Below are 25,834 nucleotides of genomic sequence, written 5' to 3' on the forward strand. Positions count from 1 at the left end.
GGTTGTCTCAGGAATCGTTCTTGCGGGAACGTCGGGGCCGCTGGCTCTCGGCGGGCGGCCAATCGGGCATCGCGCGCAACATGTACCGATCAAACATTGGGACGGTGAAGGCCGTGAGTCCGTGTGAAGGGCTCCAGATCATCCCCTTGGCAATCAGGCCGGTCCGGCGGGGCCCGGCGGAGGTGACCGCAATGCCCAACTCTGCCGCCACCTCCCCTGAACGGTGCGGACCAGGGCCCAACTCCGCCATCGCTCTCAGGTACTCCTGCTCTTTCGGCGTCAAGCGATCGAAGCGAACGCGGAAGAAGCTCGCATCCAAGGCCGCCACGGCCTTGGTGCCGGCCGAGACAACGTCCCGGCGAGTGATGCGTGATTCGGGCGCGGCGTCCCAGGAATGCGCTCCCCACTCCTGGAGGAAATAGGGATAGCCTTCGGTACGTGCACCGATCTCCGACAGAGCGTCATCGCTGATGCTGGCGCCCGCCTCCTCGATCGGAACGCGAATGGCAGTCTCTATGGAGCTCTCATCAAGCGGACGGACGTTGGGGAAAGCGAAAAGACGTTCCGCATAGCTCTTGGCCTCTCCGGACACGGCCGCGAGCTGCGGCAAGCCCGCTCCGAGCATGATCAGGGGCAGTGCCCTCTGACTGATTCGGTGAAGCGCCACAATGAGGGCACTCAAGTCTTCGTCGTTGAGATATTGAACCTCGTCGATCAGGATGGCCGTCGGCTGATCGGCGGCCTTTGCGGCCTCCCCAACCAGGATCAGGAGGTCCGTCAGATCGGTTTCGAGGTCTCCCGATGAGGCCAAGCCGGGCTCGGCATTCACGCCGACTTCCAGCCCCGCGTAGGATACCTTGAAGGCGCTGGCGAAATTGCGAAGGGCGCCAAGGGCCTGGTTGGAAAGGATCCGGGCCTTCTCGCTGCGGCTGAGCCGGTAGAGCAGGCTGCGAAGCCGGGGGACGAGGAGCCCTGCCAGGCGGCGCTCCTCCGGAGCCTCGATCAGGGCGGTCGCGTAGCCCGTAGCTTCTGCGAGTTCCCCGATCCGGACCAGGAGAACCGTCTTCCCCACGCCACGGAGGCCGAGGAGCATCATACTCTTCGCGTGGCGTCCAGCCTGGATTCGTCGCAGGGCGATGTCAGCCGCTTCGAGCAACTCGTCGCGACCGGCCAAGGCAGGGGGCCTCGATCCCGCCCCGGGTGCGAAAGGGTTGGCAACCGGATCCATCGAACCTCCGCAAGAAGTTAGGGGAAGTTATGCACATCTAACGCAGTATTCTCCATAACAACCCCTAACTCTGTCAAGAAACGGGCCCGCCCGTCGGTGAGGGAGGTTCACGGTGCCGGGGATGTGCTCGCGCGCATAGGTTTCCGCAGAACGGCCGTCGGCCACGACCACGGGCTCGCCCCCGGACAGAGCTTCGTGGACGTCCCACGCGTCGGTCTCGAAGGCGAGTCTCTGCTTGTAGTGGTTCATCTGATCGGTGTTCATGTATCGCCCCGATTCCTCCTGGAATGGTGTGGAAGGGGACCGGATCCCGGCAGTTGCCGGCGCCTCGCTCACGGCGGAAGCGCCAGCCAGCTGCGGGGCGCCACGCTCGTTGTACCGTAACGGACGACCCAGTGTAGATGGGGGCCGGTGACGCGGCCCGTCGCTCCCACGAGGCCGATGGGCGTTCCCGCGGGAACGTGTTGCCCCGTCTCCACAAGTTGCTGGCTGAGGTGAAAGTAGCCGCTCAGCAGGCCGCCCCCGTGGTTGAGGTAGACGATGTTCCCCGCCAGCAGGAACTCGTCGACGAGGGCCACGATCCCGTCCGCCGCCGCCGTGACGGTGTCTCCCCAGCGCCCGGCGAGGTCGAGCCCCATGTGACGGCTCGAGATCTGGCCGTTGAACTCGCGGCCGGTGCCGAAGGCGCTCGTCACGCGGGAGTCGCGAGGGCGCCGTACCTCGGATCCCCACAGGCGGGGCGTGGCGTGCGCGCCGCCCGCGACCCAGCCCGCCTTGAAGCGGTCGCGCCGCAGCCGCACCTGGTCTTCTTCGTTCGGAGGAGATCCGAAGCGGGGGGCGACGGTGAGCCGCTCGTGTTCGTACTCGCCTTCGAGCACGGGGATGCGCAGCGAGTCCGTCTGCGTGCGACCGTCCTCGTAGGTGGCCGTGACCCAGGCGTCCACCGTGTCGGTGGCGTCGATCGGTACGGCGGCGAGGCTCTCCAGAATCGTCGCAACTGAGTCTGCCGATGTGGCCGACTCCGGCGCGTCGGCCGGGGCGCCGGGGTCGCCTGGGCCGCGGGTGTCGCTGGAGCCGCCGCCGTCGCTCGCAACCCGCGAGTCGACGCGATGGAAGCGTAGCGTCTCTCCTCCCGCGCTCCCGGTCGCCGACGCGATCCCCGATCCCGGCGGAAACGTGGCCCGGATGAGGAAGAGGTGTCCCTGCACCGGCTCAGCCGGCGCCCACGACACCTCCAGCGGAGGCAGGGGAGGGGGCGGCGGCGGCTCGCAGCCGATCGCCAGCGCCGCGGCTGAGGCCAGCACGCCGCTTGCGGCCAGCCGGGTGAGGGCAGGTTTCAAGTCGAGGAACCCCGGGGTGATCCGTTCCAATAGTGATGTCGCGGTCGACACGGGCGACGACTCACGGCGCGATCATGATGGCGCCGCGGGCGTCCGAATTCCACCGACACTCCACTCGCCGGGCCGAGGGATCGTCGTGTCAGGACAGGTTGACCTACCTCACCCGCGACCTGCTGCCGGACACGATTGTGCGGATTCCCGGGATCGCACGCGAGGGCGCGTCGCTGGGAGAGGACCTTCTGCTGAGAATGACTCTCACGGCCGAGCGCCCCGTGGGCATTTCGCGGTTCGTAGACCGGCCCCGGCTGTTCCATCGCCTCGCGGGAAGCGAGGTGGCGTGGAGCGCGTTCCGCCTGCCGTTCGTGCCGAGGGAGAGATCGTACTGGCGTTCGTTCGTCTGGTTCCCCTTCGCCGTGGCGGGCGACTCCATCTACGTGGCGTCTTCGTTCCGATACCCGGTCGTCATCCTGAGTGCCGCCGGCGATTCGATCGGAGAGATCGGCGCGCCGTCCGCCGCGTACCGGCCGTTCCCCGTTCTTGAGCCGGGATCCCTCTCGCCTGGCAGGTACGCGGAGCAGCTTCCCAGGCTGTTCGGGGGCAGCAACACGCTCACGAGGATATCCGTGCTGGGTTCCCGTCTCGTTCTCACGCACGGGGGTCTTCCGATATCCGAGTGCCTCCGACGCCTTCACCGCCTTCGGGTCCTACCACGCGTCGCTGGACATCTACGACCGGCACACGGGCACGAAGCTGTATGAGGACATCCCGCTGCCGGAGGGATCGAGGGTTCTGGGAGGCGGCCGCTACCTCCATGTGCTCGACGACCGCGGTTTCCCGCCATGGCGGATCACCAAGCTGAGCTTCCGCGAGACCCCTGCGGACGGCTGAAGCGGTAGCTTGCCGTACCGAGAGTGGCGCTTCCGGCAACGGCTACCGATCTCAAGCTCACGGTTTCCCGGCGGTCACCCCGGCTGCGGGTGAGACGTTCTCGGATGGGATCGAAGCGACTCGGGCGAGTCGTCGGTGCGGCCACCTACGGGAGCGATCGAAAGATGCAGCCTGCCAAACCGGCGGTCAGGATGACCGGTTTCTGTCTACTCGCGGGATTTCCGGTCGGCGGTTCGTCGGCCTGCGGCGATCTCGCCGTGGAGTCGGAGGCAGTGCGGATCAGCCCTGAACCCCTGATCGAGATCGGGGAGATGGAGGGCGCCGAGGAGTACCTGTTCAGTTCGATCGGTCAGGCGTTTTTCCTCGAGGACGGACGCCTCGTCGTCTCGGACCAGGGGGTGAACGAGATCCGGGTGTTCGACCCCGACGGAACCTTCCTGAACACCATCGGTCGAAGCGGTGAGGGGCCCGGAGAGTTCAGCGATGTCACGGGACTGTGGCTCACGCCCGAAGGCCTGATCGGACTGTGGGACGCCGGGAACCTGCGGATCTCCGCCTTCCGCGCGGACGGCGAACTCGTGAGCGCGGGCCGCGTGCGAGTGGAGGAGGAAGGGGAGTATTCCGCGCCCCCCGAGGTCCTGTTCGGCTCCTTCGGGAACGGCGACATCGCGCTTGCGTCGCTGGAGTTCGGAGGACCGCCGGACACCCCGGGGGCGATCCCGGACCGCTGGGTGCTCGCGCGCTTCGGTCCCGACGGCGAGCCGCGGGGCGCGCTGGGAGACCTCCGGGGGATGCGGCGGCTGCGCGGGCAACCCCTCCCATTCACTCCGCTGCCGCGCGTTGCGGTGCTCGGCGACTCCCTCTTCGCGGCGGACGGATACGAGGCCGGGATCGACGTGCGGGGGCCGGACGGGGGCGTCGGACGCACGATCGCCCTGCCGGCGGTCGATCGCTCGGCGGACACGGACGCGGTGTGGTCCGCGCTCGAAGACGAACTCCGCGCCCGGAATCGGGAGATGTACCTTGGGATGCTGGAGCGCCTGCCCCGGAGCGACGAGTTCCCGCAGATCGGCGGCCTCCTCGCCGACGACCGAGGCCTTCTGTGGGTCAAGCTCTACGACGTCCCGGGCGACGCGCTCTGGCTCGGTCAGGCCATGCGCCCCGGCGCCGGCGGAGAGTGGCGCCTCGTCCGCCCGGACGGCGAAGTCCTGGGCACGGTTCGGATGCCGGACGGGCTGAGCCCGCTCCACATCACCGAGGAGCGCCTCGTCGGAGTCCAGCGCGACGCCCTCGACGTGGAGCGCCTCGTCGTCCACGGCCTCGAGCGCTAACGCCCCTCGCTCCCGGACGGCTCCGGGTTCGACTCACCCATGAGGACGCGGATGGTTTCTCCGGCGGGGGCGCCTGGCTCCGAAACGGGGTGGGCCCGGATCGCGTCGCGCAACAGGCGACCCTGTTCGTCTCGATCCGGCCGCTCCGTAGGCGCTTGAGGTGTTCGCGGGTGTGCTGCCGGAAGTGGCTCAGCTTCATCTCCGGGATTGAGAGACAACTTCGTAGCGATAGAGCCGGTCGAGTTCCCGGAACTCCACACTAACCGAAGATTATGCAACCACTTCCATAGACGGCAGCAATCCCCCGCCGGCTTCGCCGAAAGGGCGCCCGCTCTGGCGTTCACCGGGTAGCCAATGGCAAGGCTGCCGCCTAATTTTTTGGGGGAGGGGGAGGGGGATCCTGTCTCGGCGTCCTGCCCGTGGCGAGGACGGGCCCTTCTTCCGCACCTTCGGCCGCTGCGGTAAGACACTTCAACCAAGGAGGCACTATTTGTCGGCGCTTCTCGCTCTTCCGGTCTTGACCTCGCTTGCCCTCACCCCGGCCCAGACCCCGTGCGAGGGTTGGACGACCGAGGAGTTCTGGGAGGCGGTAGATCCGACGACGGTAAGAGAGTGCGTTTCCTACGGGTACAGCGTTGACGATCGGTCCCCCCTCAGGAACGCAACGCCGCTGCACTGGGCAGCGGCGTTCAGTGATAATCCCGAGGTGATCAGCGTGCTGATCGAGGCGGGGGCCAGCCTGGAGGCTTCGTCGCACGACGTTCGAACGCCGCTGCATTTCGCAGCTCGGAGCAACGGGAACCCAGAGGTGCTACGCACGCTCCTCCAATACGGGGCTGACGTCTACGCCAAGAACCCCAGGGGCCGTACACCCCTGCACCTTGCGGCCTTGTACAACGACAACCCCGCCATCGTGGCAGAACTCGTCAGGGTGACCCACGTAAACGTCAGAACGAGGGCCGGAGAAACGCCGCTGCACGACGCTACCAGGAAAAGAGGGTTTCCCTCAATCGGAGACCCGAACCCGGCCGTGGTGGCAGTGCTGCTTCGGAACGGCGCCGACCTCTCGGCGGCGGATAACGATGGTGCTACCCCGGAGCGTTGGGCCGAAGACAGACGTGTGGTCGAGATGATCCGGGAAGAGGGAGTACGCAGGGAGGCGATACGGGAGCGGTTCCTTCAGGACGTGACGACCAGAGTGGCCGTGGGAAGCCTCGTGCTCGGCTTGCTGGGGTACCTGTTGGAGCGCCTCTGCGGAGCCCGACGAAGACTCTCTGACGCCTGAGCCGCGGAGGGCTCGGAGAGGACCGATTTCTCCACTCGATGTTGCGGCATCTTGCGGAGAATTGTATGTAAGTGTTCAAGATATCTCATGCCTCTACCTATCGAAGGGTTCATGACGAAATCGATCTACAAGGAGTTGGTGGCGGCCTCTTCGCGCCCGATGGTGCTGTCCATCCTGGCCGGCGGAGACCAGTACGGCTACGAGATCATCAAGCAGGTGAAGCGGCTGTCCGGTGGCGACCTGGAGTGGTCCCCCGGGATGCTCTATCCCCTGCTGCACCGGCTGGAGCGTGATGGGCTTGTCGCAGGCTACTGGGAACTCACCGACGAAGGGCGACGGCGCAAGTACTATCGGTTGACCGCCCGCGGTCAGCGGCAGATGTCGACGGACAGGGAGAGCTGGCGCTCGGTTCACGAAGCCTTGGAGATATCCTGGCGAGGCGGCGGTGTTTCAACTGGATGACGAAGTCCGGCGGTGGCGAAGTCGTCTGGAAGATCGGGGATGGTTCTCACCGCTCGAACTGGATGAACTCGAGGATCACCTGCGGGCCCACGCCGCTCTGGAACTGGAGTCGGGTCCCGCGCCGACCTTCGCCCGCGCCTTCGAAGGCGCCGCCCGTGAAGAACTCGGCGAGCCGACCGCACTCTTTCGGGAGTTCGCGAAGTCGGAGACGCCCGGGTGGAGGCGTCTCCTCCTGGCGGGCTGGGGGCTGTACGCGCTGTCGCTTCTTCTCCCCGGGTTCGGCGCCGTGGGGTTTGAGGCGTCCCCCCCGCACTTCGGGACGTCGCTCTCGGGATACGAGTCTCTGCGACTCGCGCTGACAAATGGCTGGATCCTGGCGCTCTTGCCGAACCTGGCGATGGTCATGGCCTTCCCGGCCCTCGGGCGCACCCGACGCTCGATCGATGCGTGGCTGTGGCGCGTGCTCGGAGCCGTAGGTGCTTCAGCCCTTGGAATCGGATTGTTCAGTCTCCTTCGCCCGCTCCCGATCACGGTCGCTGGCGATCTCGTCGCGCACGGACAGCTGGGTCTCGCCTACTGGGTGTGGTCCGCAGCGTTCGCACTGGCGGCCGCCGCCCTGTGGCTACGTGACCGCGAGTGGACCTCCGCCCGCCCGACGAAATCGGTGGCGTAGCCAGCGAGCTTCCGCCGCCGTTCGGTCGCCGAATCGGAGACTCAAATGGGAATGATCGGCATTTTCGCGGGCACGCTTGACGACGCGGGGCTCATAAGACGGGCGGCTGGAGGCGTCGCTCGCGTCATCCACACAGCGAGCGAACTCGCGGCCGACGACCTCGACATCGATTGTCTGGTGTTCAGCAGCCGCAGCCGGGTCCTTGTGGAGAGGATCGCTCGCCTGCACGAGTTCGAGCGGCAACTCCCGTGGGTTCCGGTGATTCTCGTGACGGACCGCGAAATCGCCATCGCGCGCGTCCTGAGCAGGGTGCAGGTGGCGGATCTCGTCTGGTTCGAGGACATCGAGAGTCAACTCGCCGCGTGCATCGAGTCCGCGTGCGGAGCGTCCGCGTTAGTGCAACTGGCGGAGAAGATCCGGCGATCGACCGCGCCGCCGGCCCTCCGCTCCGCCCTGGTGCACAGCCTCCGCGAGGCGCGACGCACGCCGGTCCGCAACGTGCAGGCCCTGGCGGCGGCGGTAGACTGCTCCCCCGTCACGCTGTTCCAGCAATTCCGCGCCCGCGCCGGGGACCGGACGACGTTCAGCCGATTCCTGGGCGCAATCGCCGTCTTGAGAGCGCGGCAGCTTCGGGCCACGGGTGCGACGTGGAAGCACGTGAGCGCGAAGCTCGGATCCCCACGCGGAACTCTCGGGCGGAAGTCGAAGAGGTGGCCGGGCTGCACTCTTTCGGAACTCGAGCGCATTGCCCCGGACCAACTCCTCGCCGCCTTCGCCTCGGAGCATTTCGCCCCGCTGCTCGACGCGTCGCCCTCCGACGCCGACCGCCTCCACTGGTTTGGGCACGATCTGCCCTCTCCCTCTCGCTGAGCGATCATCGGAGTCGTCCCCAAACCGTCTGATGTGCCTTTCATTCATATAGTTACGCTCTTTCCCCCCACCTCGAACCGGGCGCAGATTGGAGCGGACGCCGTCCAGCAGTTCTCCTGTGTAGCGCAGCGAACAGGGACTAACCGGAGGGTGAAGCCATGAAGCACTCCCGTTGGCTCTCTGGACTTCGGTGGGGGATCGCCCCCTGCTCGCGGTGGCCGTCTCCAGGTCCCGATCTCCAGGGCCAGACCCTCGTGGCGGCGGAAACTCGCCTCGCCGAGGCCGTCGCCCCGCCCCCGTCCGTCCAGGCCAGCCAGTTCTTGGCGACACCGGTCGGCGCATGGGGTGGGTTGGCGCTGAATGACACCCGGGAACCGACCCTTGAGTCGCATCTCGCGGCGCAGGATGGCGAATCGTGGGTGGACTGGGGGTTGGTGTTCATCATGACCCTGGCCGGAGCCGGGGCCGGTTACTTCAGTTGCCATGACGAGGAGGCGCGAGAGCTTGGAACTCCGCCCCGTCGCCGGCCGTAGGGAGGGACCACCTGTCTTGCGGCCGACGCCCACCTTCAGGGGACGGGGGGACGGCCGAGGGTTCGAGCGCGCAAGGAGCTTTCTCATGACCGGAGATTCGATCCGGATCGGGATCTGGGGCGCAGTCCTTTTCTCGACCGCGGCCTGCGCCGGAGGCGACGCGCCCGCGCCGGAGGCCGATGTCCCCACCTTCGAGGGGACGGTGGACCTCGAGATCGGCGAACTCGAGGGGGAGGACGCGTACCTGTTCAGCCGGATCGCCTCGGTCGCGGCGGATCCGCTCGGGCGGATTCTTGTCGCGGACCGGGGGGTGAGCGAGGTTCGCGTCTTCGACCCCGGCGGCCTCTTCCTCTTCCGGTTCGGCGGGGAAGGGGATGGCCCCGAAGAGTTCAGGAATCCGTGCTGTCTGGGGTTCTCGCCCGAGGGCGAACTGTGGGTGCGCCAGGAGGCGCGCTACACGGCCTTCGAACTGGGCGACGCGGCCGCCATCTATCTGCGCGTCCAGAGGCGGCTCTTCGGCGGGCAGGGAGGCGCCGCCCCCGTCACCTTCGACGCCGCCGGGCGGCTCGTCGATATCGGCTCGCTCCCGGATTCGGACGGAAGGTTCGCCTACGGCCGCCTCCATGTGAACGCGGACGGGAGCGCGGATACCGTTGTGCTGCGCGAACCGGAGGCGGCGGCGCAGGGGCACAGGACGGTGGCGATCGAGTTCAATGGCTTCCGGGGGGAACTGTACCTCTATCAGCCGTTCGGGCCCCTCTGGCAGCACGCGCACGGGCCCGGGGGCGCATGGGCCAGCGCTGCGAGCTCCACCTACGCGGTCGAACTTCACGGGGCCGACGGTTCCGCGATGCAGATCACGGGCGCGCCCGGCGCGGGCCCGCCCCTCAGCCCCGAGGAGCAGGAGGACGCCCGGGGCCGCCTGGAGCGAGACATGGAGCGCGGCAACCTCGACGAACCCGCGTTCGAGATACCGGAAACCAAGGCGCCGCTCGCCGATCTCTTCTTCGATCAGGCGGGGCGGCTGTGGATCGAGAAGTCGGCCCCGGACGGAGAGGGGATGGTCGAGGCGGACGTCTACGAGGGGACGACCCTCGTCGCGCGCTACCGCTGGCCGAGCCGAGTGAACCCGGGGTCCGTGCCCTGGGCCACGGAGACGGCCCTGTACGGCACGACGACGGACGAACTCGGCGTCGAGCGGGCCGCCCGCGTACGCTTCGATCGGAGCCCGTGACTCCGGCCGGGCCGTAACGACCGCACGAGGAGACCAGTGAGCAAACGACGACCAAGCCGAGTCGGAACGTGGAGTGCGATCCTCTTCTGCACGGGGGCCTGCGCCGGGGGCGACGCGCCCGCGCCGGAGGCCGATGTCCCGGCTGTCCCGACCTTCGAGGGGTTCGTCGACCTCGAGATCGGGGAAATCGATGGGAATTATATCCTTCGCTTGACAAACCGCTCTCAAGTGCTTATACTTCAATAGGATGAGAAACGGAGCGGAGGCCCCAAAGATGACCGAAACGAACGAACTGAAGACTCCCCACACCGGCCCCGGCAAGTCGCACCGCAAGGGCATCACGCTGGCCCAACTCACGCGGATGTTCCCGAACGAGGCAGCGGCCGCGGAGTGGTTCGAGGGCGTGATCTGGGCGTCTGGGCGGTTCTGCGGCAAGTGCGGCTCGGTCAACACGCACCGGGTCAAGAGCGGCAAGCCGATGCCCTACCGCTGCCGGGATTGCCGGGGCTACTTCTCGATCCGCACCGGAACGGTGATGTCCCATTCGCATATCAGCCTCCAGAACTGGGCGTTTGGGATCTACCTCGAAGTGACGAACCTGAAGGGCGTCTCCAGCATGAAGCTGCACCGCGATCTCGGGATCGGCCAGAAGGCCGCGTGGTTCATGCTCCACCGCATCCGCGAGACGTGGGACCACAACATCGCGCCGTTCGTCGGCCCGGTCGAAGTGGACGAGGCGTACTTCGGCGGGTTGGAGAAGAACAAGCACGCTAACAAGAAGCTCAACGCCGGTCGAGGGCCGGTCGGCAAGACTCCGGTCGTGGGCGTCAAGGACCGTGCTAGCAACAAGGTAGCGGCCCATGTGGTGGACCGGGTGGACGGCGAGACCTTGACGGGGATCGTCCTAGCGCATACCGAAGAGGGGTCAACCGTCTACACCGACGAACACGGCGGCTACGAGCAACTCGGGGGACGCTACGAGCACGAGACGGTCAAGCACTCAGTTGGCGAGTACGTCCGGGGCATGGCCTCGACCAACGGCGTCGAGTCGTTTTGGGCCATGCTGAAGCGCGGCTACCACGGCGTCTACCACCAGATGAGCCCCAAGCACCTTCAGCGCTACGTCAACGAGTTCGCCGGGCGTCACGGGCAGCGCGACCTCGACACCATCGACCAGATGTGCGCCGTCGTTGCCGGGTTCATGGGCAAGCGGCTCACATACCGGGAACTGGTCGCCAAGTGACGCCGCTCACCGTTGAGCGGAAGATCAAGATCCGCGCGGCCGTGAACGATTGGATATCGCGGAGCTTCCCGGTTCACCGGAAGCAGTTGCTTCATGGCCAACCGGAGTACAGTCCGGATCGCGATGCTTGGGCGATCCAGATCGAGACCAGACCCAGTGGTAGGGTGTCGGTAATCCTTGGACACCTTCTCATCACTGCCGATGCCACCCTTGTGGAGGCTACAGAACCGGAGCGGGTTGTCGAGCGACTGCGATCAGCCCTTCGCAACGCAGACGAGCCCGTGCCGGTCGGTGCGGCCAATCTCATTGGAGACAGCTATGAGTTTCGACTAGGGGACGGGCTGGTTGGCACGAGCGAGCTAGACCCTCTTTCCGTTGACCTGTTGCTCACCGATCCCCCCTACGGCATTAGTCGTCCGTACACCTGCGAGAATCAAGTACCCCGCAGGCTACGAAAGAACGGCGCGGATTTCATCATGCCCAAAGGCTCGTTTGGCGACTGGGACGGCGCGGTTGATACGTCATGGCTCGACGCAGTGCTCCCAAAGGTGCGGGGCTGGGCCGTGACGTTTTGCGCCCAGGCGCAGATCGGCGAATACTCGGCCATCCTCAAGGATCATCGCTTCGTCGCTGTTGGAACACTCGTGTGGCAGAAGACGAACCCGGTCCCATTCAACCACAAGTACAAGCCGATCAATGCGTGGGAGGCGCTGGTTGTCGGTAAGCGATCCGGTACGAAGTTCAATGGCCGTGTTGTGCATAATGTTTTCAGATATAAGTCGCCCGCGCCGCAGCACCGGATTCACCCCACGCAGAAGCCCTTGCCGTTGATCGAGAAGTTCATCTCGCTATTCAGCGATGAGGACGATCTTGTGTTCGATCCGTTCGCTGGAAGCGCAACGACCGTCCTCGCAGCGCGAAATCTGCGACGGCAAGCTCTGGCATACGAGAAAGACCCGACGATCTATCACAGCGCTTGCGCGCGGATCGTCAACAGCGTGAGCCTCATCCCGTGATGGGGTTAGATGAGTTCGCGGCGACGTTTGATACGGAAACCAAGATCTACAAGGTGTTCCGCATTCTCAAGGATATGGAGTGGCATTGTCGAGGATGCGAGTACGGCCACGTCCGCACGACACAGATAGCGGGCGGCTCTGGAATCCAAGGCTTACAGCGCGGGACGATTAGTCGGCCCGGAATGGTCATCTCAAGCGATGACCATCTGTGCATCCAATGCGATAAGAAGACGCGGCAAGACAAATGGGAAGGGGCTTGGCATCCCAACACGACTGGGGCAGGGATGCCGACGGCATTCAGACGCCGGGTAGTGGCGTTGTTGGGGAATCGCGATATCATTGAGCAGACGGAACGAACCCCGGCTCAACTCACGGTTGACCACAAACTCCCGATGATACGGTGGAGCCCCGATACCGTCGCTGATCTGACACGCTACGCAGACATGACCGATGGGGATGTTCAGGCTAACTTTCAGTTGCTGAAAAAGTCAAATGGTAGCGTTAGCCATAATCTTCTCAAGAGCCGCGCGTGCGAGCGATGCTATCAATCCGGCAAGCGCGGCACTCCATTTGGCATCCGCTTTTTCTACGCCGGTTCTGATAGATGGGAACCGGACAACAAGCAAGACGCCAAAGGCTGCGTCGGCTGCGGGTGGTACGATTTCGACACTTGGCGCGAAGGCCTGAACCAAACATTGACGGAATCCGGAAATGACGAAGCCAACTAAGAACGATGAGCCTTCCAGCAACCCGCGCTATCTGGGCCGGACGCCCGAGGAGGTCGCGAAGGTCATCATGACCCCGCGCCCGGCGAAGGATAACGGCAAGCCGCTCCAGCGGGCCCCGCCCACCACGAAGTGACGCCACCCCCAAGCAGGATTTTGGTGCCGTGGCCGGGTCGCTCCCGGCCCATGCTCCGTCAAGCGAAGGATATAATTCCCAAATCGATGGGGATGATCCCTACCTGTTCAGCTACATCTTCTCCGTGGCCGCCGATCCGCTGGGGCGGATTCTGGTGACCGACAGTCGTGCTCATGAAGTGAGGGTCTTCGATCCCGATGGGAACTTTCTCTTTCACCTCGGCGGTGAAGGGGACGGGCCTGGCGAGTTCAGGTTCCCATGCTGTGTCGGCTTCTCACCCGACGGCGAGTTGTGGGTGCGCGAGCGGCCACGCTACACAGTATTCGAGTTGGAGGATTCCGGGGCGCGCTACGTGCGCGCCGTGAGGCGACTCGCTGCCGGGCAGTTGGGCGCGTACCCCGTCGCCTTCGACGCCGATGGGCGGATCATCGATCTGGGCTTGCTGCCGGGGTCGGACGGACGGTTCGTCGAGGGGCGCCTTCACATCAATCCCGACGGGAGCGCCGACACGGTCGAGGTGCTGGAACCCGCGGCCGCTGCGGAGGCGCGAAGGACCGTGGAGACCGAAAGCAACGGCCGTTCAGGTTTCCTGTTCTTCTATCGGCCCTACGGGCCCGAGTGGCTGCGGGCGTACGGCGGTCCGGAGGGCGTGTGGGCGACCGCCGCGAGTTCCGCGTATGAGGTCGAACTTCACGGTCCCGATGGTGCCATCTCGCAGCTTACCGGTCCGCCCACGCCGGGCCCGCCCCTCAGCGCGGACGAAATGGAATATGCTCGGGGACGCCTGGAACAGGATATGGAATACGGCAACGTCGACGCGCCGATGTTCGATGTCCCGGACAGCAAACCGCCGCTTGCCGCGCTCTTCTTCGACCGCGTGGGTCGGTTGTGGGTTCAGAAGACAGCGGCGGACGGGGCCGAGATCATCGAGGCGGACGTCTACGAGGGGGACACGCTCGTGGCGAGGTACCGCTGGCCGAGCCGCGTGCGGCCGGGGCCGATCCCCTGGGTTACGGAGACGATGCTGTACGGCACGACCACGGACTCGCTCGGCGTCCAGCGCGCGGCTCGCGTGCGTTTCGAACAGAGACCGTAACTCAAGCCAACCTCGTCGTAGGCGTACTCCTTCCGGCTCATTGCGCCGCTTCGTGCGAATCCGTACGCTGTGGGTCACATTAACTGCGAGACTGTGTCCATGAGGAATATTACCGTATCCGTGGATGAGGAGACGCATCGGCTGGCGCGCATCCGGGCCGCGGAGTTGGATACGTCGGTTTCGGCACTCGTGAGGGAGTACCTGAGAGATCTTGCCGGGGAGCGTGGTGCGTCCGTCGGCCGGACGTCCCAGGTCGCGGAGACGCCCCGCGAGCGCAGCCGAAGGATCCGAGAGGAACTGCTGGACGACATTCGCGCCACGCGCGGCGGATTCCGGGCGTCGGACAACGTTTCCCGCGAAGAACTCTACGAGCGTCGTGCGCTTCGTTGATACGAACGTTCTGATCTATGCGGTAAGCCCCTCTCCCGGGGAAGACGAGAAGTGTCGTGCGGCCAACGATCTATTGGACCGCAAGGACCTGACCCTGTCCGTGCAGGTCCTGCAGGAGTTCTACCATCAGGTTACCAGACCCAGCCGGCCACAGGCCCTGACACCCTCGCAGGCGTTGAGGTTCATCGAATCGCTCGAACGTTTTCCCATCCAGGAGATCACGTTCGACCTGTTCCGCGCCGCCGCCGGCATCAGTCGGCGCTTCCAACTGTCGTACTGGGATGGCGCGATTCTGGCCGCGGCCCGCGCCCGCGGCTGCGATGTCGTGTACTCGGAAGACTTGAGCGCCGAACAGGACTACGGCGGTCTGCGAGTCATCAATCCGTTCGCCGAAGCGCGCTGAATGAAGCTCGGCCCGGGCGGGCGCATCCTCATCGGCATGCTCGCCGGCGTCGCCCTGGGCGCGGTCCTCGGTCAGCGCGCCGCCGCGATCCAGCCGCTCGGCGACCTGTTCATCACCCTTCTGGTCTTGGCCGCCGCGCCGCTCGTCTTCTTCAACCTCCTCGCGGGGCTGACTTCCCTCGCCGACACGCGCACGCTGGGGCGGCTCGCCGGGAAGACCATCGGCTACTTCCTCGCGACGGAACTCATCGCTCTCTCTCTGGGGCTGGGGGCGGTCGCCCTCCTCCGCCCCGGCGACGGGATGCGGCTCACGGGGTCGGCGGCGGAGCAGGTCGCGGGGCCGGTGGGCGAGGCACCCTCCGTGGCGGACGTCCTTCTCGACATGATTCCGACGAATGTGTTCCGGGCGTTCGGCGACGGGAACGTGGTGCAACTGGTCGTCCTCGCGCTGCTGCTGGGCGTCGCGACGCTGGCGCTGCGGGAGGGCCCCCGCGAACGCCTTGCCACCTTCTACGAGGACGCGGCGCGCCTCTTCCGGCGGCTCGTGTACATGATCCTCTGGACGGCCCCGATCGGGATCGGCGCCCTCGCCGCGGTCACGGTGGGCCGCTACGGGGCGGAATTGATCGGCCCCATGGCACGCTTCCTCGCGGGACTGTGGGGCGCGCAACTCATCATCGTGGCCGGGTACATGCTCCTCCTCAGGTTCTTCAGCGACTTCCGCCCCGCGCGCTTCCTGCGCGCCACGGGCTCGCTGTGGGCCACGACGGCCGCCACCACGTCCAGCCTCGCCTCGCTCTCCGCCGGGATGGAGACGGCCGGTCGGCTGGGGCTCCCGCGCGGCGTGTATTCCTTCGCCCTCCCGTTGGGGGCGCAGCTCAACAAGGACGGGACCTCGGTCATGCTCGGGGCGGTCCTTCTCTTCACGGCGCAGGCGGCCGGCGTCGCGTTCGCACCGGCGGACTTCGTCACGATCCTGCTCCTTGGTCTCCTGCTCTCGCACGGGACTGGCGGGGTCCCGGGCGGCGGTTTCGTGGTCGCGCTCGTCTACGTGCAGGCGCTCAACCTCCCCATCGAGGTCGCGGCGATCGTGGGCGGCATCTACCGTCTGGTGGACATCGGCAACACGACCGTGAACATCATGGGCGACATGGTCGGCGCGTCGATCGTCGCCCGCTCCGAAGCCAGGCGGAGCTGAGGCCCGCCCCGAGATGAACCCCGAGGCGTTATGAATCCGGAAGTCAGAGCCCTGTTCCCCGGCGCGAGCGAGCAGCCCTACTTCGACATCTCGGCGAATTCTCTGATGGCCGTGCCCGTGCGAGCGGCCACCGAGCGGCACCTGGCCGGGCGGACATCGGGCCGGGGCGACAAGGCCGAGATGGTGGCGACCGTCAATCGCGCGCGGTCCTCGTTCGCGTCGCTGATCGGCGCGGAGCCGGAAGAGGTCGCGATCACCAAGAATGTCTCCGACGGCCTCAACCTGTTCGGCGCGAGCCTCCCGTGGCGGGCCGGGGACAACGTGGTGCTGTGTCCCGCGCTGGAGCACCCGAACAACATCTATCTCTGGTACAGTCTGGCCCGCTCGCACGGCATCGAGGTCCGGTCGGTCGCCCCGGAGGACGGGCATATCCCGGTTGCGGCGATGGGCGCGGCGATGGACGAACGCACCCGGCTCGTGACGCTTCCCAGCATCACGTTCGCCCCGGGATTCGTGACCGACATGAAGGCGATCGCGACGGCGGCCCGGAAGGTCGGGGCACTGACGCTGGTGGACGCCGCGCAGTCGATCGGGGCGCACCACACCGACGTCGGCGAGTTGGGCGTCGACGCACTCGCAGTCGCGGCTCAGAAGGCCCTCCTGTCGGTGTACGGGTTCGGCTTTCTGTACGTCCGGCGCGAACTGGCCGAGACGATGACGCCCGTGCATGTGGCGCGCTTCGGGATCGAACTCGACGGGGCGCACGAAACGGCGTACTCGGAGGACGAACTCCGCTTCCGGACCGGCGCCCTCCGCTTCGATGTGGGCAACTACAACTATCTCGGCGCGGCGGCGACGGCCGCGGCCCTCGACCTTCTCTTCGACTGGGGCGTCGAGCGCGTCGAGGCGCACGTACGCGGTTTGGCGGCCGACCTGGCGAGCCGACTGCTTGAACTCGGCCTCCCGGTGGTCGGAGGACGACCCGGGCCCCACCTGGCGCACATCGTCTCCGTGGGAGAGAGCGGCGGCGGACGCCACTATACGGCCGACGACCCCGCCATGAACTCGCTCTACGATCACCTCACCGCCGCCGGGATCCGCCTCGCGATCCGCACCGGCATGCTCCGCTTCTCCATCGGCGTCTACAACGACCAGAGCGACATCGGCCGTGTCGTCGAGGCGGCGCGAGACTGGCGAGCGAGGAGGGGCTATCTTGCGAAGGTCAGTACTCGATACTTGTGAAGGCTACGGGGCCGGCGCGGTCCAGCGGCCTTGCTCCGGAGTCTACGCATTCTGTCGATGGTGACCAGTACATGAGCACGATTCTTCCGTTCAACCCTGACGATCTCCTCCGTTTTCGGGGCGTCGAGTCAGAGCGAGTGGAGTTCAAGGCGTCGTGGGATCCGGATCGCACCGGCCCTCAGGTGCTGCGGACGATCTGCGCCTTCGCGAACGACTACCACAACCTGAACGGCGGCTACGTTGTCATCGGGGTCGAGGAACACGATGGCCGCGCGGTCCTCCCTCCGCGTGGCCTTTCCGATGAAGCCGTCGACGCCGCACGGAAGTGGATACGCGGCCAGTGCAACCGTCTCGACCCTGCCTTCCAGCCTGTTCTTTCTCCAGAGATGGTCGACGGCCACCTGATCCTCGTGATATGGGCGCCGGGGAGTGACATGCGGCCCCATCGGGCACCCGCTAGAGATGGGTCGCGCCGATATTGGGTCCGTCTGGGCGCCGAAACTGTGGACGCCGAACGGCGGACAGGCTTGCTCCAAGGGTTGATTGAGCAGACTGCTCGCGTCCCTTGGGATGACCGACGTGCTCCCGATGGGAGGATTGACGATCTGCGCGAGGCAAAAGTCCGCGAGTACTTACGGGAGATAGGAAGCGGCCTGCTGGAAGAAGGAAGCGAGGCGGACATCTATCGGCGGATGCGGATTACTCTCAAGGTCAACGATCACGAGACGCCCCGAAACGTGGGGCTGCTGTTTTTTTCGAGAGACGCCGGCCGATGGTTCCGCGGGGCGAAGATCGAAGTCGTCCACTTCGCAGCGGATCGGGCCGGAGATGTGCAGGAGGAACGCACATTCGGCGGCGGTCTCGTCGACCAGGTTCGAGACTGCCTGAACTATCTTGAGAACCTTTCCACCTACCATCTGAAGAAACAGCGAGACCGCAGCCAGGTGCGTGGCTGGGTGAGTTACCCGCTGCAGGCGTTCCGCGAGACACTTGTGAATGCGGTCTATCACCGCAGCTACGACCAGGACCAGCCGGAACCCACCAAAGTCCATCTCTATCCGGGACGAGTGGAGATTATTAGCTACCCAGGGCCGGTCCCGGGAATTGAACTGCGGCATCTGCTCCCAGACGCGGAGGTTCGACCGGTACCGGCCCGGAATCGTCGTATCGGAGAGTTCCTGAAAGAGTTGGGGCTTGCGGAGGGTCGGCTTACGGGATTGCCGAAGGTGTACCGGGCGATGGAGGCCAACGGTTCGCCACCGCCGAGATTCGATTTCGACGAGCAGCGGACTTTTTTCCGCGCCACGCTACCTGCTCACCCGGAGTATGCTGCGCTGTCCGCCATCCGTGATGCGGCCCACCTGCGAGGACTCGGGGAACACGCAGAAGCATTCCGGCGCATCGAAACCGCGTGGCGTTCTCAGCCCGCATCCGCAGTCCTGGCGTCGGAACTGATAAGGGGCTATGCCAGACGCGGCGAGGTACGCCGGGCGGAAGATGTTCTTGACTCCTTCTCGGAGGAGGGACCGGCAAGCGCCCTTGCTCATGTCGCGAACACGCTCGTCGAAGTACTGCTTGAGGCCGATCAGGATGAGAAGGCAAAACAACTGCTTGCTCAGAGAAAGGGTGTTTGGTTCGGCCAGGACGCGATCGACGCTGCCATTCTCGCTCGGCGCGCAAGGGACTCGCGGACTGCTCACCGCTACTTCGAGAGCGCGGGAGATGCAGTGTATGCCGACCCTCGCGCGCTCCTCGAGTTTGCCCAGACCAAGATCTGGCTGGCGGGCGAAGCGCATGAGAGGCATCGGCGAGATTCGCGCCGCAGATTCCTCACGGAGGCCCGGGAACTGCTGGAGCGAGTCATTCGACTCGACGCCTCGCCGATTCGCCATGCCTGGGCCTGGAGGGAACTCGCTCGAACCCTCCGGTTCCTGCAGATGCCGAATCGAGATGTGGAGGAGGCCTATCGAAGGGCTGTCGCGCTTGCTCCCGACGAGCCGAGGTTCGCCGAGGAACTAGAGCGATTACGAGGACGGGGCCGATGACGTCTCCCACCGGGGACCTCGTCAGCGATGCCGGGATGACTGGAGTTTTGGGGCCCGAAGGCCAAGAACGTATCCTCAAACAGGCGGGACTCGGACCGATGAAGTTGCATTGAAATACGCGGCCGTCATCGAGAAGACCACAAACGGTTACTCCGGCTATGTGCCTGATCTGCCCGGATGCGTGGCCGCTGGAGACTCGTGTGCGGAGACGGAGAGACTGCTCCGTGAAGCGTGTAGGCCCACTCCCTCCGGGCGCACATCGCCTCGCTGGGCGACCGCTGCGGGCTGCCCCCTGCTCGGCGATTGCTCCGCTTCCACTCAACCCTCATGCTTCGGGACCAACCAACCGGCATAGGGGGTGACGCGGTGTCCAGGAACGATGCGAGAGACTCCATGACTCCGGGCGCCGCGCCCTTGGATCGCCGCGCCTTCATGGCGTCGCTGTCGGCGCTGGGGCTGGGAGGGACCGCGCTTCCGGCGGCGCTGTGGGCGCAGACCAACGGGGCGCGGGACGCCGTCACCCGGGCGGACATCGCCGCCGCCGTGCGCGTCGCCGGGCTCGACTTCAGCGACGAGGAAGTCGACCTCATGGTGGAGGAAGTGAACGGGATGCGGGAGCGCTACGCCCAGCTCCGGACGATGCGGATGCCGAACTCCGTCGTGCCGGCGCTCCACTTCGAGCCCGTGCTCCCGGGGACATCCTACCCGGCGCCATCGGCGTCGACCGTCTTCCGCTACACGCGGCCCCGGGGGCTCGAGCGGCCCGCCGACCTCGAGGAACTGGCTTTCCGGCCGGTGACGGAACTGGCCGAACTCGTCCGCGCCCGGCAGGTGACGTCGACCGAACTCACGGAGATGTACCTCGGCCGGCTGAGCGCGCACGGCGACACGCTGCTGGCGGTGATCGCGCTCACCGAGGAGCTCGCCATGCGGCAGGCGGCCCGCGCCGACGCGGAGATCGCGCGCGGCTACTACCGGGGTCCGCTGCACGGGATCCCCTGGGGGGCGAAGGACCTCCTCTCGGAGGACGAAACCCTCACGACGTGGGGCGCCAAGCCGTATGAAGACCAGTACATCCCCGAGGATTCCACCGTGGGACGCCGGCTCGAGGAGGCGGGCGCCGTGCTCGTCGCGAAGCTCACGCTGGGGGCGCTGGCCCGCGGAGATGTCTGGTATGGCGGACTGACCCGAAACCCGTGGAACCTGGAGCAGGGGTCGAGCGGGTCCTCCGCCGGCTCCACGGCGGCGGTCGTGGCGGGGCTGGCCGGGTTCGCGATCGGGAGCGAGACGCTGGGCTCGATCGTCTCTCCCTCCACCCGCTGCGGCGCCTCCGGGCTCCGGCCCACCTTCGGGCGCGTGAGCCGGGCGGGGGCGATGGCCCTCTCGTGGTCGATGGACAAGCTGGGGCCGATCTGCCGCAGCGTGGAGGACTGCGCGATCGTTCTCGACGCGATCCAGGGCTCGGACGACCAGGATCCGACGGCGCGCGACGTCGCCTTCGACTGGGACCCGGAGCGGCCGCTCTCCGACCTGCGGGTCGCGTACGTGCCGTCCGCCTTCGCGGAGGAGCGCGAGGATGAGGAGTGGAAGGCGTTCGATGAGACGTCGCTCGAGATCGTGCGCGGGCTCGGGATCGACCCGGTGCCGCTCGAACTCCCCGATGATCTCCCCTACGACGCGATGCGGATCATCCTCAGCGCGGAGCAGGGGGCGGCCTTCGACGACCTCATCCTGAGCGGACGCGAAGACCTGCTCGTGCTGCAGCCCAACGCGCGGCCCAACACATGCGCACCGGCGGATGATCCCCGCGGCCGAATACATCCAGGCGAACCGGGCGCGCACGATCGCCATGCACCGCTTCGCGCAGGCGATGGAGGGGATCGACGTCGTGGTCACCCCGAGTTTCGGGGGATCGATGCTCCTCCTCACGAACCTCACGGGGCATCCCCAGGCCGTGATCCCGAACGGATTTCGCTCGGAGGACGGGACGCCGACGAGCATCTCCTTCGTCGGAGGGCTGTTCGCCGACGCGGAGACGCTGCGGCTCGCGAAGGCGGTCCAGGACGCGACGGACCACCACCTGCGGCGCCCGCCGCTGTTCGCCACGTGAGCGCCGGGGCAGGGACCGTGATCGACCTCCGCAGCGACACGGTGACGCGGCCCACGGAGGCGATGCGGGCGGCGATGGCCGCGGCGCCGGTCGGGGACGACGCGTACGGCGACGACCCGAGCGTCCTCGCGCTGGAGCAGCGGACCGCGGAATTGCTCGGCAAGGAAGACGCGGTGTACGTCCCGACGGGCACCATGAGCAACCAGATCGCGCTCCGGACGCACACCGAGCCGGGCGACACCGTGCTCATCGGCCCCGGCGCGCACGTCTGGTTCGGGGAGGCCGGTGCGCCGTCGCCGATCTCCGGGGTCGTCGTCCGCCCGCTCGAGGGCCCGCGCGGCATGTTCGGCGCCGCCACGCTGCGCGCCGCGCTCAACATCGACATGGGGCCCGTGCGGGCGCGCATGCAGTCGCCCGTGCGGCTCGTGTGCGCCGAGAACACGCACAACGGCGCGGGCGGCGCCGTGTGGCCCCTCGACCTGCAGCGCGAGATGCTCGCCGCCGCGCGCGAGGCCGGCCTCGCCACGCATCTGGACGGTGCCCGCCTCTGGAACGCGACCGCCGCCACCGGGATCCCCGAGGCGGACTTCGCGGCGGGCTTCGACACCGTCAACGTCTGCTTCTCGAAGGCGCTCGGCGCCCCGCTGGGCTCGGCCCTGGCCGGCCCCCGCGATCTCATCGAGCGGGCCCGGCGCTTCAAGCAGCTCTACGGCGGCGGCTTCCGCCAGGCCGGCATCGTCGCGGCCGGCGCCCTCTACGCCCTCGAGCACCACCGCGCCCGCCTGCCCGAGGATCACGCCCGGGCCAGGACCCTCGCCCGCGGTCTCGCAGAAATCCCCGGTCTGGCGGTCGATCCGGAGGCCGTGGAGACGAACATCGTCCGCTTCCGGACCACGGCCGTGGCGGCACCCGACTTCGCGACTCGGTGTCGGACGGGGAATGGCGCGGGCCGCGTTCTCCTCAACGCCTACAGCCGGAGCGACCTGCGCGTCGTGCCCCACCTGCAAACGACGGACGAGGACGTGGAGCGCGCACTCGACATCTTCCGCTACGCCGCCGCGGCGTAGACGGCTCCACGTAGAGGGCTTCCGGGCGTGGTCTACGCGTCGCCGGATCGCCCCATGGCGAGGGCGACCTCCGCGTCGATCGCGGACGTGATCTCGTCGGAACGCTCGGAGCCCAGCATGACGGCGATCCAGCGCGTCGTCTCGCTCGTCCCGAGGACGATCCGGAACATCACGGTGAGGGGCACCGAGAGCAGCATCCCCACCGGTCCCAGCACCCAGGCCCAGAAGACGAGCGAAGCGAAGACGACGAGCGTCGACAGGCCCACGCTGTACCCCAAGACCCGGGGCTCGACGACGTTGGCCCAGAAGATGTTGATGACGAGGTAGCCGGCGGCGGCGGCGAGCGCCGTGCCGAGCCCGATCTGTAGCCACGCGAGAAGCACCGCCGGCACCGCGGCGATGAAGGACCCGATGTTGGGCACGTAGTTCAGCAGGAACGCGAGTACGCCCCACAGGATCGGGTAGCTGATGCCCAGGAGCGCCGTGAGTCCCATGACGGAGAGGCCGGTCGCGAGGCTGATCACGGTCTTGAGCCCGACGTAGCGACGGACCGCCGTCCCCACCTTCCCGAAGTTGGCCCGCGCCTCGGTCGCCTCCGCCTCGCCGAACGCGACGCGCATCTTGGTGGGGAAGCTCGAGACCTCGAGCAGCATGAAGACCATCGTGAGGATGATCAGGAACCCGTTGGCGAGGATCAGCCCGAGGTTCTCCACGAGTTGCCGCAGAAAGCCGAGCAGCCAGCTGGGAGAAAGGAGTTCGCCGATGTCGATCTGGCGCGCCTGGAGCCCGAAACGGGCCAGCCAGGCTCCGAGCGTCACCTCCAGCGCCTCGACCTGCTCCGCAAAGAGTCTGTCCAGCTGTGCTTCGGTGCTTCCGAGTTCGACGACGAGGGTCCCGAACAGGCCCCCGATTACGGTTCCCACGGCCAGGATCACGAGGACGAGGCTGAGGACGGCGACGAACTTGGGCACCTTGTGGTCCGTCATCCACCGCAGGGGCGTCGAGCACAGGACGGCGAGAAACAGCGCGAGCAGGAAGGAGACGAGGAGCGCCGAGGCCGCTCGCATCCCCGCGATGATGATGACGAAGGCCGCCAGGTTGAGAAGAATCCGGTGTACTCGTGTCGCGTCGTCGCGCATGGAACGAGGGTGCGGCAGGGACGTGCCCGAAGCAAGTGGGGCGATGCCCCCGATCCTCGTTGCAGGCCGCGCCGTTGCGCCGATACCTTCGACGCGTCCCCAGGAGACCCCGAAAACCGAGGGAGAACGCTTGATCGAGCGGAAGATCCGGGTGCTCGTCGCGAAGCCGGGTCTGGACGGCCACGACCGCGGCGCGAAGGTGATGGCGGCCGCCCTGCAGGACGCGGGGATGGAGGTCATCTACACCGGACTCCACCAGACGCCCGAGATGATCGCCGCCACGGCGCTGCAGGAAGACGTGGACGTGGTCGCGCTCTCGATCCTCTCCGGGGCCCACATGACGCTCTTCCCGCGGGTGAGGGCGCTGCTCGACGGGCAGGGCCAGGCGGAGGTTCTCGTCACCGGGGGCGGGATCATTCCCGGCGAGGACATGGAGGCGCTCCAGGAGGGGGGGGTCGGCCGTCTCTTCGGCCCCGGGACCGCGACCTCCGAGCCCGTCCGGTACATCCGCGCCTGGTTCGAGGAGCACCGGCGCGAAGCGGCCGAGCCGAGGGGATAGCCGCCGACTCGTGAGCGAGAGCCGGATGGGCGCGCTGGTCGCGGAACTGCGTGAACTCGAGGCCCGGATTCAGCGCGGCGGGGGCGAGAAGCGCGTCGCGCGGCAGCACGCGCAGGGCAAGCTCACGGCCCGCGAACGGGTCGATCTCCTCATCGACGACGGGGGCGGCTTCCTCGAGATCGGCCTCCTCATCGCCCATGACCGGTACGATGGCAAGGCGCCCGCGGCGGGCGTCGTCACCGGGGTGGGGGAGGTGTGCGGGCGCGAGGTCGTCGTCGTCGCCAACGACCAGACGGTGAAGGCGGGCAGCTGGTGGCCGGAGACGATCACCAAGATTCTCCGCGCCCAGGAGATCGCGATGCGGTGCCGCGTGCCGATCGTGTATCTCGTCGACTCGGCCGGCGTGAACCTCCCGTATCAGGGCGGCGTGTTCCCGGGCCAGTACGGCGCGAGCCGCATCTTCTACTACAACTCGATCATGCGGCACTACCTCGAGGTGCCGCAGCTCTCCGCCGTCATGGGCCAGTGCATCGCGGGCGGCGCCTACCTGCCGGCGCTCTCCGACGTGATCGTGATGGTCGAGGGGACGAGCTTCATGGGGCTCGGCGGGCCCAACCTCGTGAAGGGGGCGACGGGGCAGGAGGTCGAGGCGGAGGACCTGGGCGGGGCGCTGATGCACAACCGGGTGAGCGGTGTCGCGCACTACCGGGTGGCGGACGACCCGGCGTGCATCGAGAAGCTGCGCTCGCTGGTGGAGGGGCTCCCGCCCGCGGGCCGCACGGGTCCCGCCGTCGAGCCGCGGGATCCGCCGCGCCCCCCCGAGGAGGCCTACGCGCTCCTCCCCGGCGACCATCGCCAGCCGTTCGACATGGAGGCGGTGCTCGCCACGATCCTCGACGAGGGGCCGTTCGAGGAGTTCCAGGCGGACCACGCGCCGGAGATGGTCACGGGCACGGGCCACCTCGACGGCTTCCGGGTGGGCGTGATCGCGAACCGCCGCGGCATGTTCATGGGGGAGGCGGGTGAACCTCCGAAGTTCGGCGGCATCGTGTATACGGAGAGCGCGGAGAAGGTCGCCTACTTCATGGATCTCTGCGACCGGCACGACACGCCGCTCCTCTTCGTGCAGGACGTGAGCGGGTTCATGGTGGGCCCGGAGGCGGAGCAGTCGGGGATCATCCGGGCGGGTGCACGCATGGTCGAGTCGATGGCGACGGCGCGCGTGCCCAAGCTCGTGCTCACGGTCAACCACGCGAGCGGGGCGGGGTACTACGCGATGGCGGCGCAGGGGTTCGACCCGGACTTCATCTTCACCTGGCCGACGGGACGGATGGCGGTAATGGAGGGGGAGGCCGCCGTGCAGGCCGCCTTCGGCCGCAAGCTGGCGGAGGCGGCGGAGGGCTCCGGCGAAGGGCTGGACGAAGAGACGGCGGCGGCGATCGAGCGCACGCGGCAGGACTACGAGCACCAGCTCGACGCGAAGTACGCCGCCGCGCGCGGGTTCGCGGACGCGATCCTCTCGCCCGAGGACACGCGGCCCGCGCTCTCCCTCGCGCTCCGCTGTTCGCTCGGCAACCCGGGCCCGCACCTCGGCCCCTTCACCCTCCCCGACACCCTGTGAC

24 protein-coding genes are annotated in these 25,834 nt (G+C 67.1%); 21 read left to right on the forward strand and 3 right to left on the reverse strand.

The window, feature by feature from the left end; all coding sequences use genetic code 11:
• Positions 1-7: 7 nt before the first annotated feature.
• Positions 8-1,228, reverse strand: coding sequence for an ATP-binding protein (locus ACOQPP_RS01440; RefSeq protein WP_420635737.1), 1,221 nt, complete (start codon positions 1,226-1,228; stop codon positions 8-10).
• Positions 1,229-1,560: 332 nt separating this feature from the next.
• Positions 1,561-2,598 carry a M23 family metallopeptidase gene (locus ACOQPP_RS01445; RefSeq protein ID WP_420635738.1) on the reverse strand — a complete coding sequence of 346 codons (1,038 nt, stop codon included), beginning with the start codon at positions 2,596-2,598 and terminating at the stop codon, positions 1,561-1,563.
• Positions 2,599-2,717: 119 nt separating this feature from the next.
• Here ACOQPP_RS01445 and ACOQPP_RS01450 point away from each other — a divergent pair, with 119 nt between their 5' ends.
• The 19 genes from ACOQPP_RS01450 to ACOQPP_RS01540 all read left to right on the forward strand — a co-directional run bounded on the left by ACOQPP_RS01450 (position 2,718) and on the right by ACOQPP_RS01540 (position 22,514).
• On the forward strand, positions 2,718-3,326 hold the full coding sequence (locus ACOQPP_RS01450; RefSeq protein ID WP_420635739.1) for a hypothetical protein: 609 nt from the start codon (positions 2,718-2,720) through the stop codon (positions 3,324-3,326).
• A gap of 294 nt (positions 3,327-3,620) precedes the next feature.
• The gene (locus ACOQPP_RS01455; RefSeq protein WP_420635740.1) at positions 3,621-4,787 is read left to right on the forward strand and encodes a 6-bladed beta-propeller; all 1,167 of its coding nucleotides are present in this window, start codon (positions 3,621-3,623) and stop codon (positions 4,785-4,787) included.
• Positions 4,788-5,277: 490 nt separating this feature from the next.
• Positions 5,278-6,072, forward strand: coding sequence for an ankyrin repeat domain-containing protein (locus ACOQPP_RS01460; protein ID WP_420635741.1), 795 nt, complete (start codon positions 5,278-5,280; stop codon positions 6,070-6,072).
• A gap of 111 nt (positions 6,073-6,183) precedes the next feature.
• Positions 6,184-6,534: a PadR family transcriptional regulator gene (locus ACOQPP_RS01465; RefSeq protein WP_419164088.1), complete on the forward strand. Its 351-nt coding sequence runs from the start codon at positions 6,184-6,186 to the stop codon at positions 6,532-6,534.
• The gene (locus tag ACOQPP_RS01470) at positions 6,518-7,207 is read left to right on the forward strand and encodes a hypothetical protein (RefSeq protein ID WP_419164089.1); all 690 of its coding nucleotides are present in this window, start codon (positions 6,518-6,520) and stop codon (positions 7,205-7,207) included. Before ACOQPP_RS01465 ends, ACOQPP_RS01470 begins: the two co-directional genes overlap by 17 nt.
• Before the next feature lie 51 nt (positions 7,208-7,258).
• The gene (locus ACOQPP_RS01475) at positions 7,259-8,077 is read left to right on the forward strand and encodes a hypothetical protein (RefSeq protein WP_419164090.1); all 819 of its coding nucleotides are present in this window, start codon (positions 7,259-7,261) and stop codon (positions 8,075-8,077) included.
• A 158-nt stretch (positions 8,078-8,235) separates the two neighbouring features.
• Positions 8,236-8,610, forward strand: a complete 375-nt coding sequence (locus ACOQPP_RS01480; protein WP_419164091.1) for a hypothetical protein — start codon at positions 8,236-8,238, stop codon at positions 8,608-8,610.
• A gap of 85 nt (positions 8,611-8,695) precedes the next feature.
• Positions 8,696-9,844: a 6-bladed beta-propeller gene (locus ACOQPP_RS01485; RefSeq protein ID WP_420635742.1), complete on the forward strand. Its 1,149-nt coding sequence runs from the start codon at positions 8,696-8,698 to the stop codon at positions 9,842-9,844.
• Between the two features lie 361 nt (positions 9,845-10,205).
• Positions 10,206-11,087: an IS1595 family transposase gene (locus tag ACOQPP_RS01490; protein ID WP_420635964.1), complete on the forward strand. Its 882-nt coding sequence runs from the start codon at positions 10,206-10,208 to the stop codon at positions 11,085-11,087.
• The gene (locus ACOQPP_RS01495) at positions 11,084-12,103 is read left to right on the forward strand and encodes a DNA-methyltransferase (RefSeq protein ID WP_420635743.1); all 1,020 of its coding nucleotides are present in this window, start codon (positions 11,084-11,086) and stop codon (positions 12,101-12,103) included. The genes ACOQPP_RS01490 and ACOQPP_RS01495 overlap by 4 nt, the downstream gene beginning before the upstream one ends.
• Positions 12,100-12,831, forward strand: coding sequence for a restriction endonuclease (locus ACOQPP_RS01500; protein WP_420635744.1), 732 nt, complete (start codon positions 12,100-12,102; stop codon positions 12,829-12,831). Before ACOQPP_RS01495 ends, ACOQPP_RS01500 begins: the two co-directional genes overlap by 4 nt.
• Positions 12,815-12,964: a hypothetical protein gene (locus ACOQPP_RS01505; protein ID WP_420635745.1), complete on the forward strand. Its 150-nt coding sequence runs from the start codon at positions 12,815-12,817 to the stop codon at positions 12,962-12,964. The genes ACOQPP_RS01500 and ACOQPP_RS01505 overlap by 17 nt, the downstream gene beginning before the upstream one ends.
• Positions 12,965-12,992: 28 nt before the next feature.
• Positions 12,993-14,060: a 6-bladed beta-propeller gene (locus ACOQPP_RS01510; protein ID WP_420635746.1), complete on the forward strand. Its 1,068-nt coding sequence runs from the start codon at positions 12,993-12,995 to the stop codon at positions 14,058-14,060.
• 99 nt (positions 14,061-14,159) lie between these two features.
• The gene (locus ACOQPP_RS01515) at positions 14,160-14,450 is read left to right on the forward strand and encodes a hypothetical protein (RefSeq protein ID WP_420635747.1); all 291 of its coding nucleotides are present in this window, start codon (positions 14,160-14,162) and stop codon (positions 14,448-14,450) included.
• On the forward strand, positions 14,437-14,853 hold the full coding sequence (locus ACOQPP_RS01520; protein ID WP_420635748.1) for a PIN domain-containing protein: 417 nt from the start codon (positions 14,437-14,439) through the stop codon (positions 14,851-14,853). Before ACOQPP_RS01515 ends, ACOQPP_RS01520 begins: the two co-directional genes overlap by 14 nt.
• Entirely contained in the window at positions 14,854-16,050 is a 1,197-nt protein-coding gene (locus tag ACOQPP_RS01525; RefSeq protein WP_419164096.1) for a dicarboxylate/amino acid:cation symporter, read from the forward strand. It abuts the gene before it with no gap.
• A 30-nt stretch (positions 16,051-16,080) separates the two neighbouring features.
• Entirely contained in the window at positions 16,081-17,292 is a 1,212-nt protein-coding gene (locus ACOQPP_RS01530; protein ID WP_419164097.1) for an aminotransferase class V-fold PLP-dependent enzyme, read from the forward strand.
• Positions 17,293-17,363: 71 nt separating this feature from the next.
• On the forward strand, positions 17,364-19,337 hold the full coding sequence (locus ACOQPP_RS01535) for an RNA-binding domain-containing protein (protein WP_420635749.1): 1,974 nt from the start codon (positions 17,364-17,366) through the stop codon (positions 19,335-19,337).
• Between the two features lie 393 nt (positions 19,338-19,730).
• Positions 19,731-22,514 carry a GntG family PLP-dependent aldolase gene (locus ACOQPP_RS01540; RefSeq protein WP_420635750.1) on the forward strand — a complete coding sequence of 928 codons (2,784 nt, stop codon included), beginning with the start codon at positions 19,731-19,733 and terminating at the stop codon, positions 22,512-22,514.
• A gap of 32 nt (positions 22,515-22,546) precedes the next feature.
• On the opposite strand, the gene ACOQPP_RS01545 is transcribed toward ACOQPP_RS01540, so the two are convergent.
• Entirely contained in the window at positions 22,547-23,653 is a 1,107-nt protein-coding gene (locus ACOQPP_RS01545; RefSeq protein ID WP_419164101.1) for an AI-2E family transporter, read from the reverse strand.
• A gap of 133 nt (positions 23,654-23,786) precedes the next feature.
• Here ACOQPP_RS01545 and ACOQPP_RS01550 point away from each other — a divergent pair, with 133 nt between their 5' ends.
• Together ACOQPP_RS01550 and ACOQPP_RS01555 are read left to right on the forward strand one after the other, a co-directional pair.
• On the forward strand, positions 23,787-24,212 hold the full coding sequence (locus tag ACOQPP_RS01550; protein WP_419164129.1) for a cobalamin B12-binding domain-containing protein: 426 nt from the start codon (positions 23,787-23,789) through the stop codon (positions 24,210-24,212).
• A 10-nt stretch (positions 24,213-24,222) separates the two neighbouring features.
• Positions 24,223-25,833, forward strand: coding sequence for an acyl-CoA carboxylase subunit beta (locus tag ACOQPP_RS01555; protein ID WP_419164103.1), 1,611 nt, complete (start codon positions 24,223-24,225; stop codon positions 25,831-25,833).
• Position 25,834: the final 1 nt, after the last annotated feature.

It is taken from the genome of Candidatus Palauibacter sp., from assembly GCF_965222475.1.
Taxonomy (GTDB): Bacteria; Gemmatimonadota; Gemmatimonadetes; order Palauibacterales; family Palauibacteraceae; genus Palauibacter.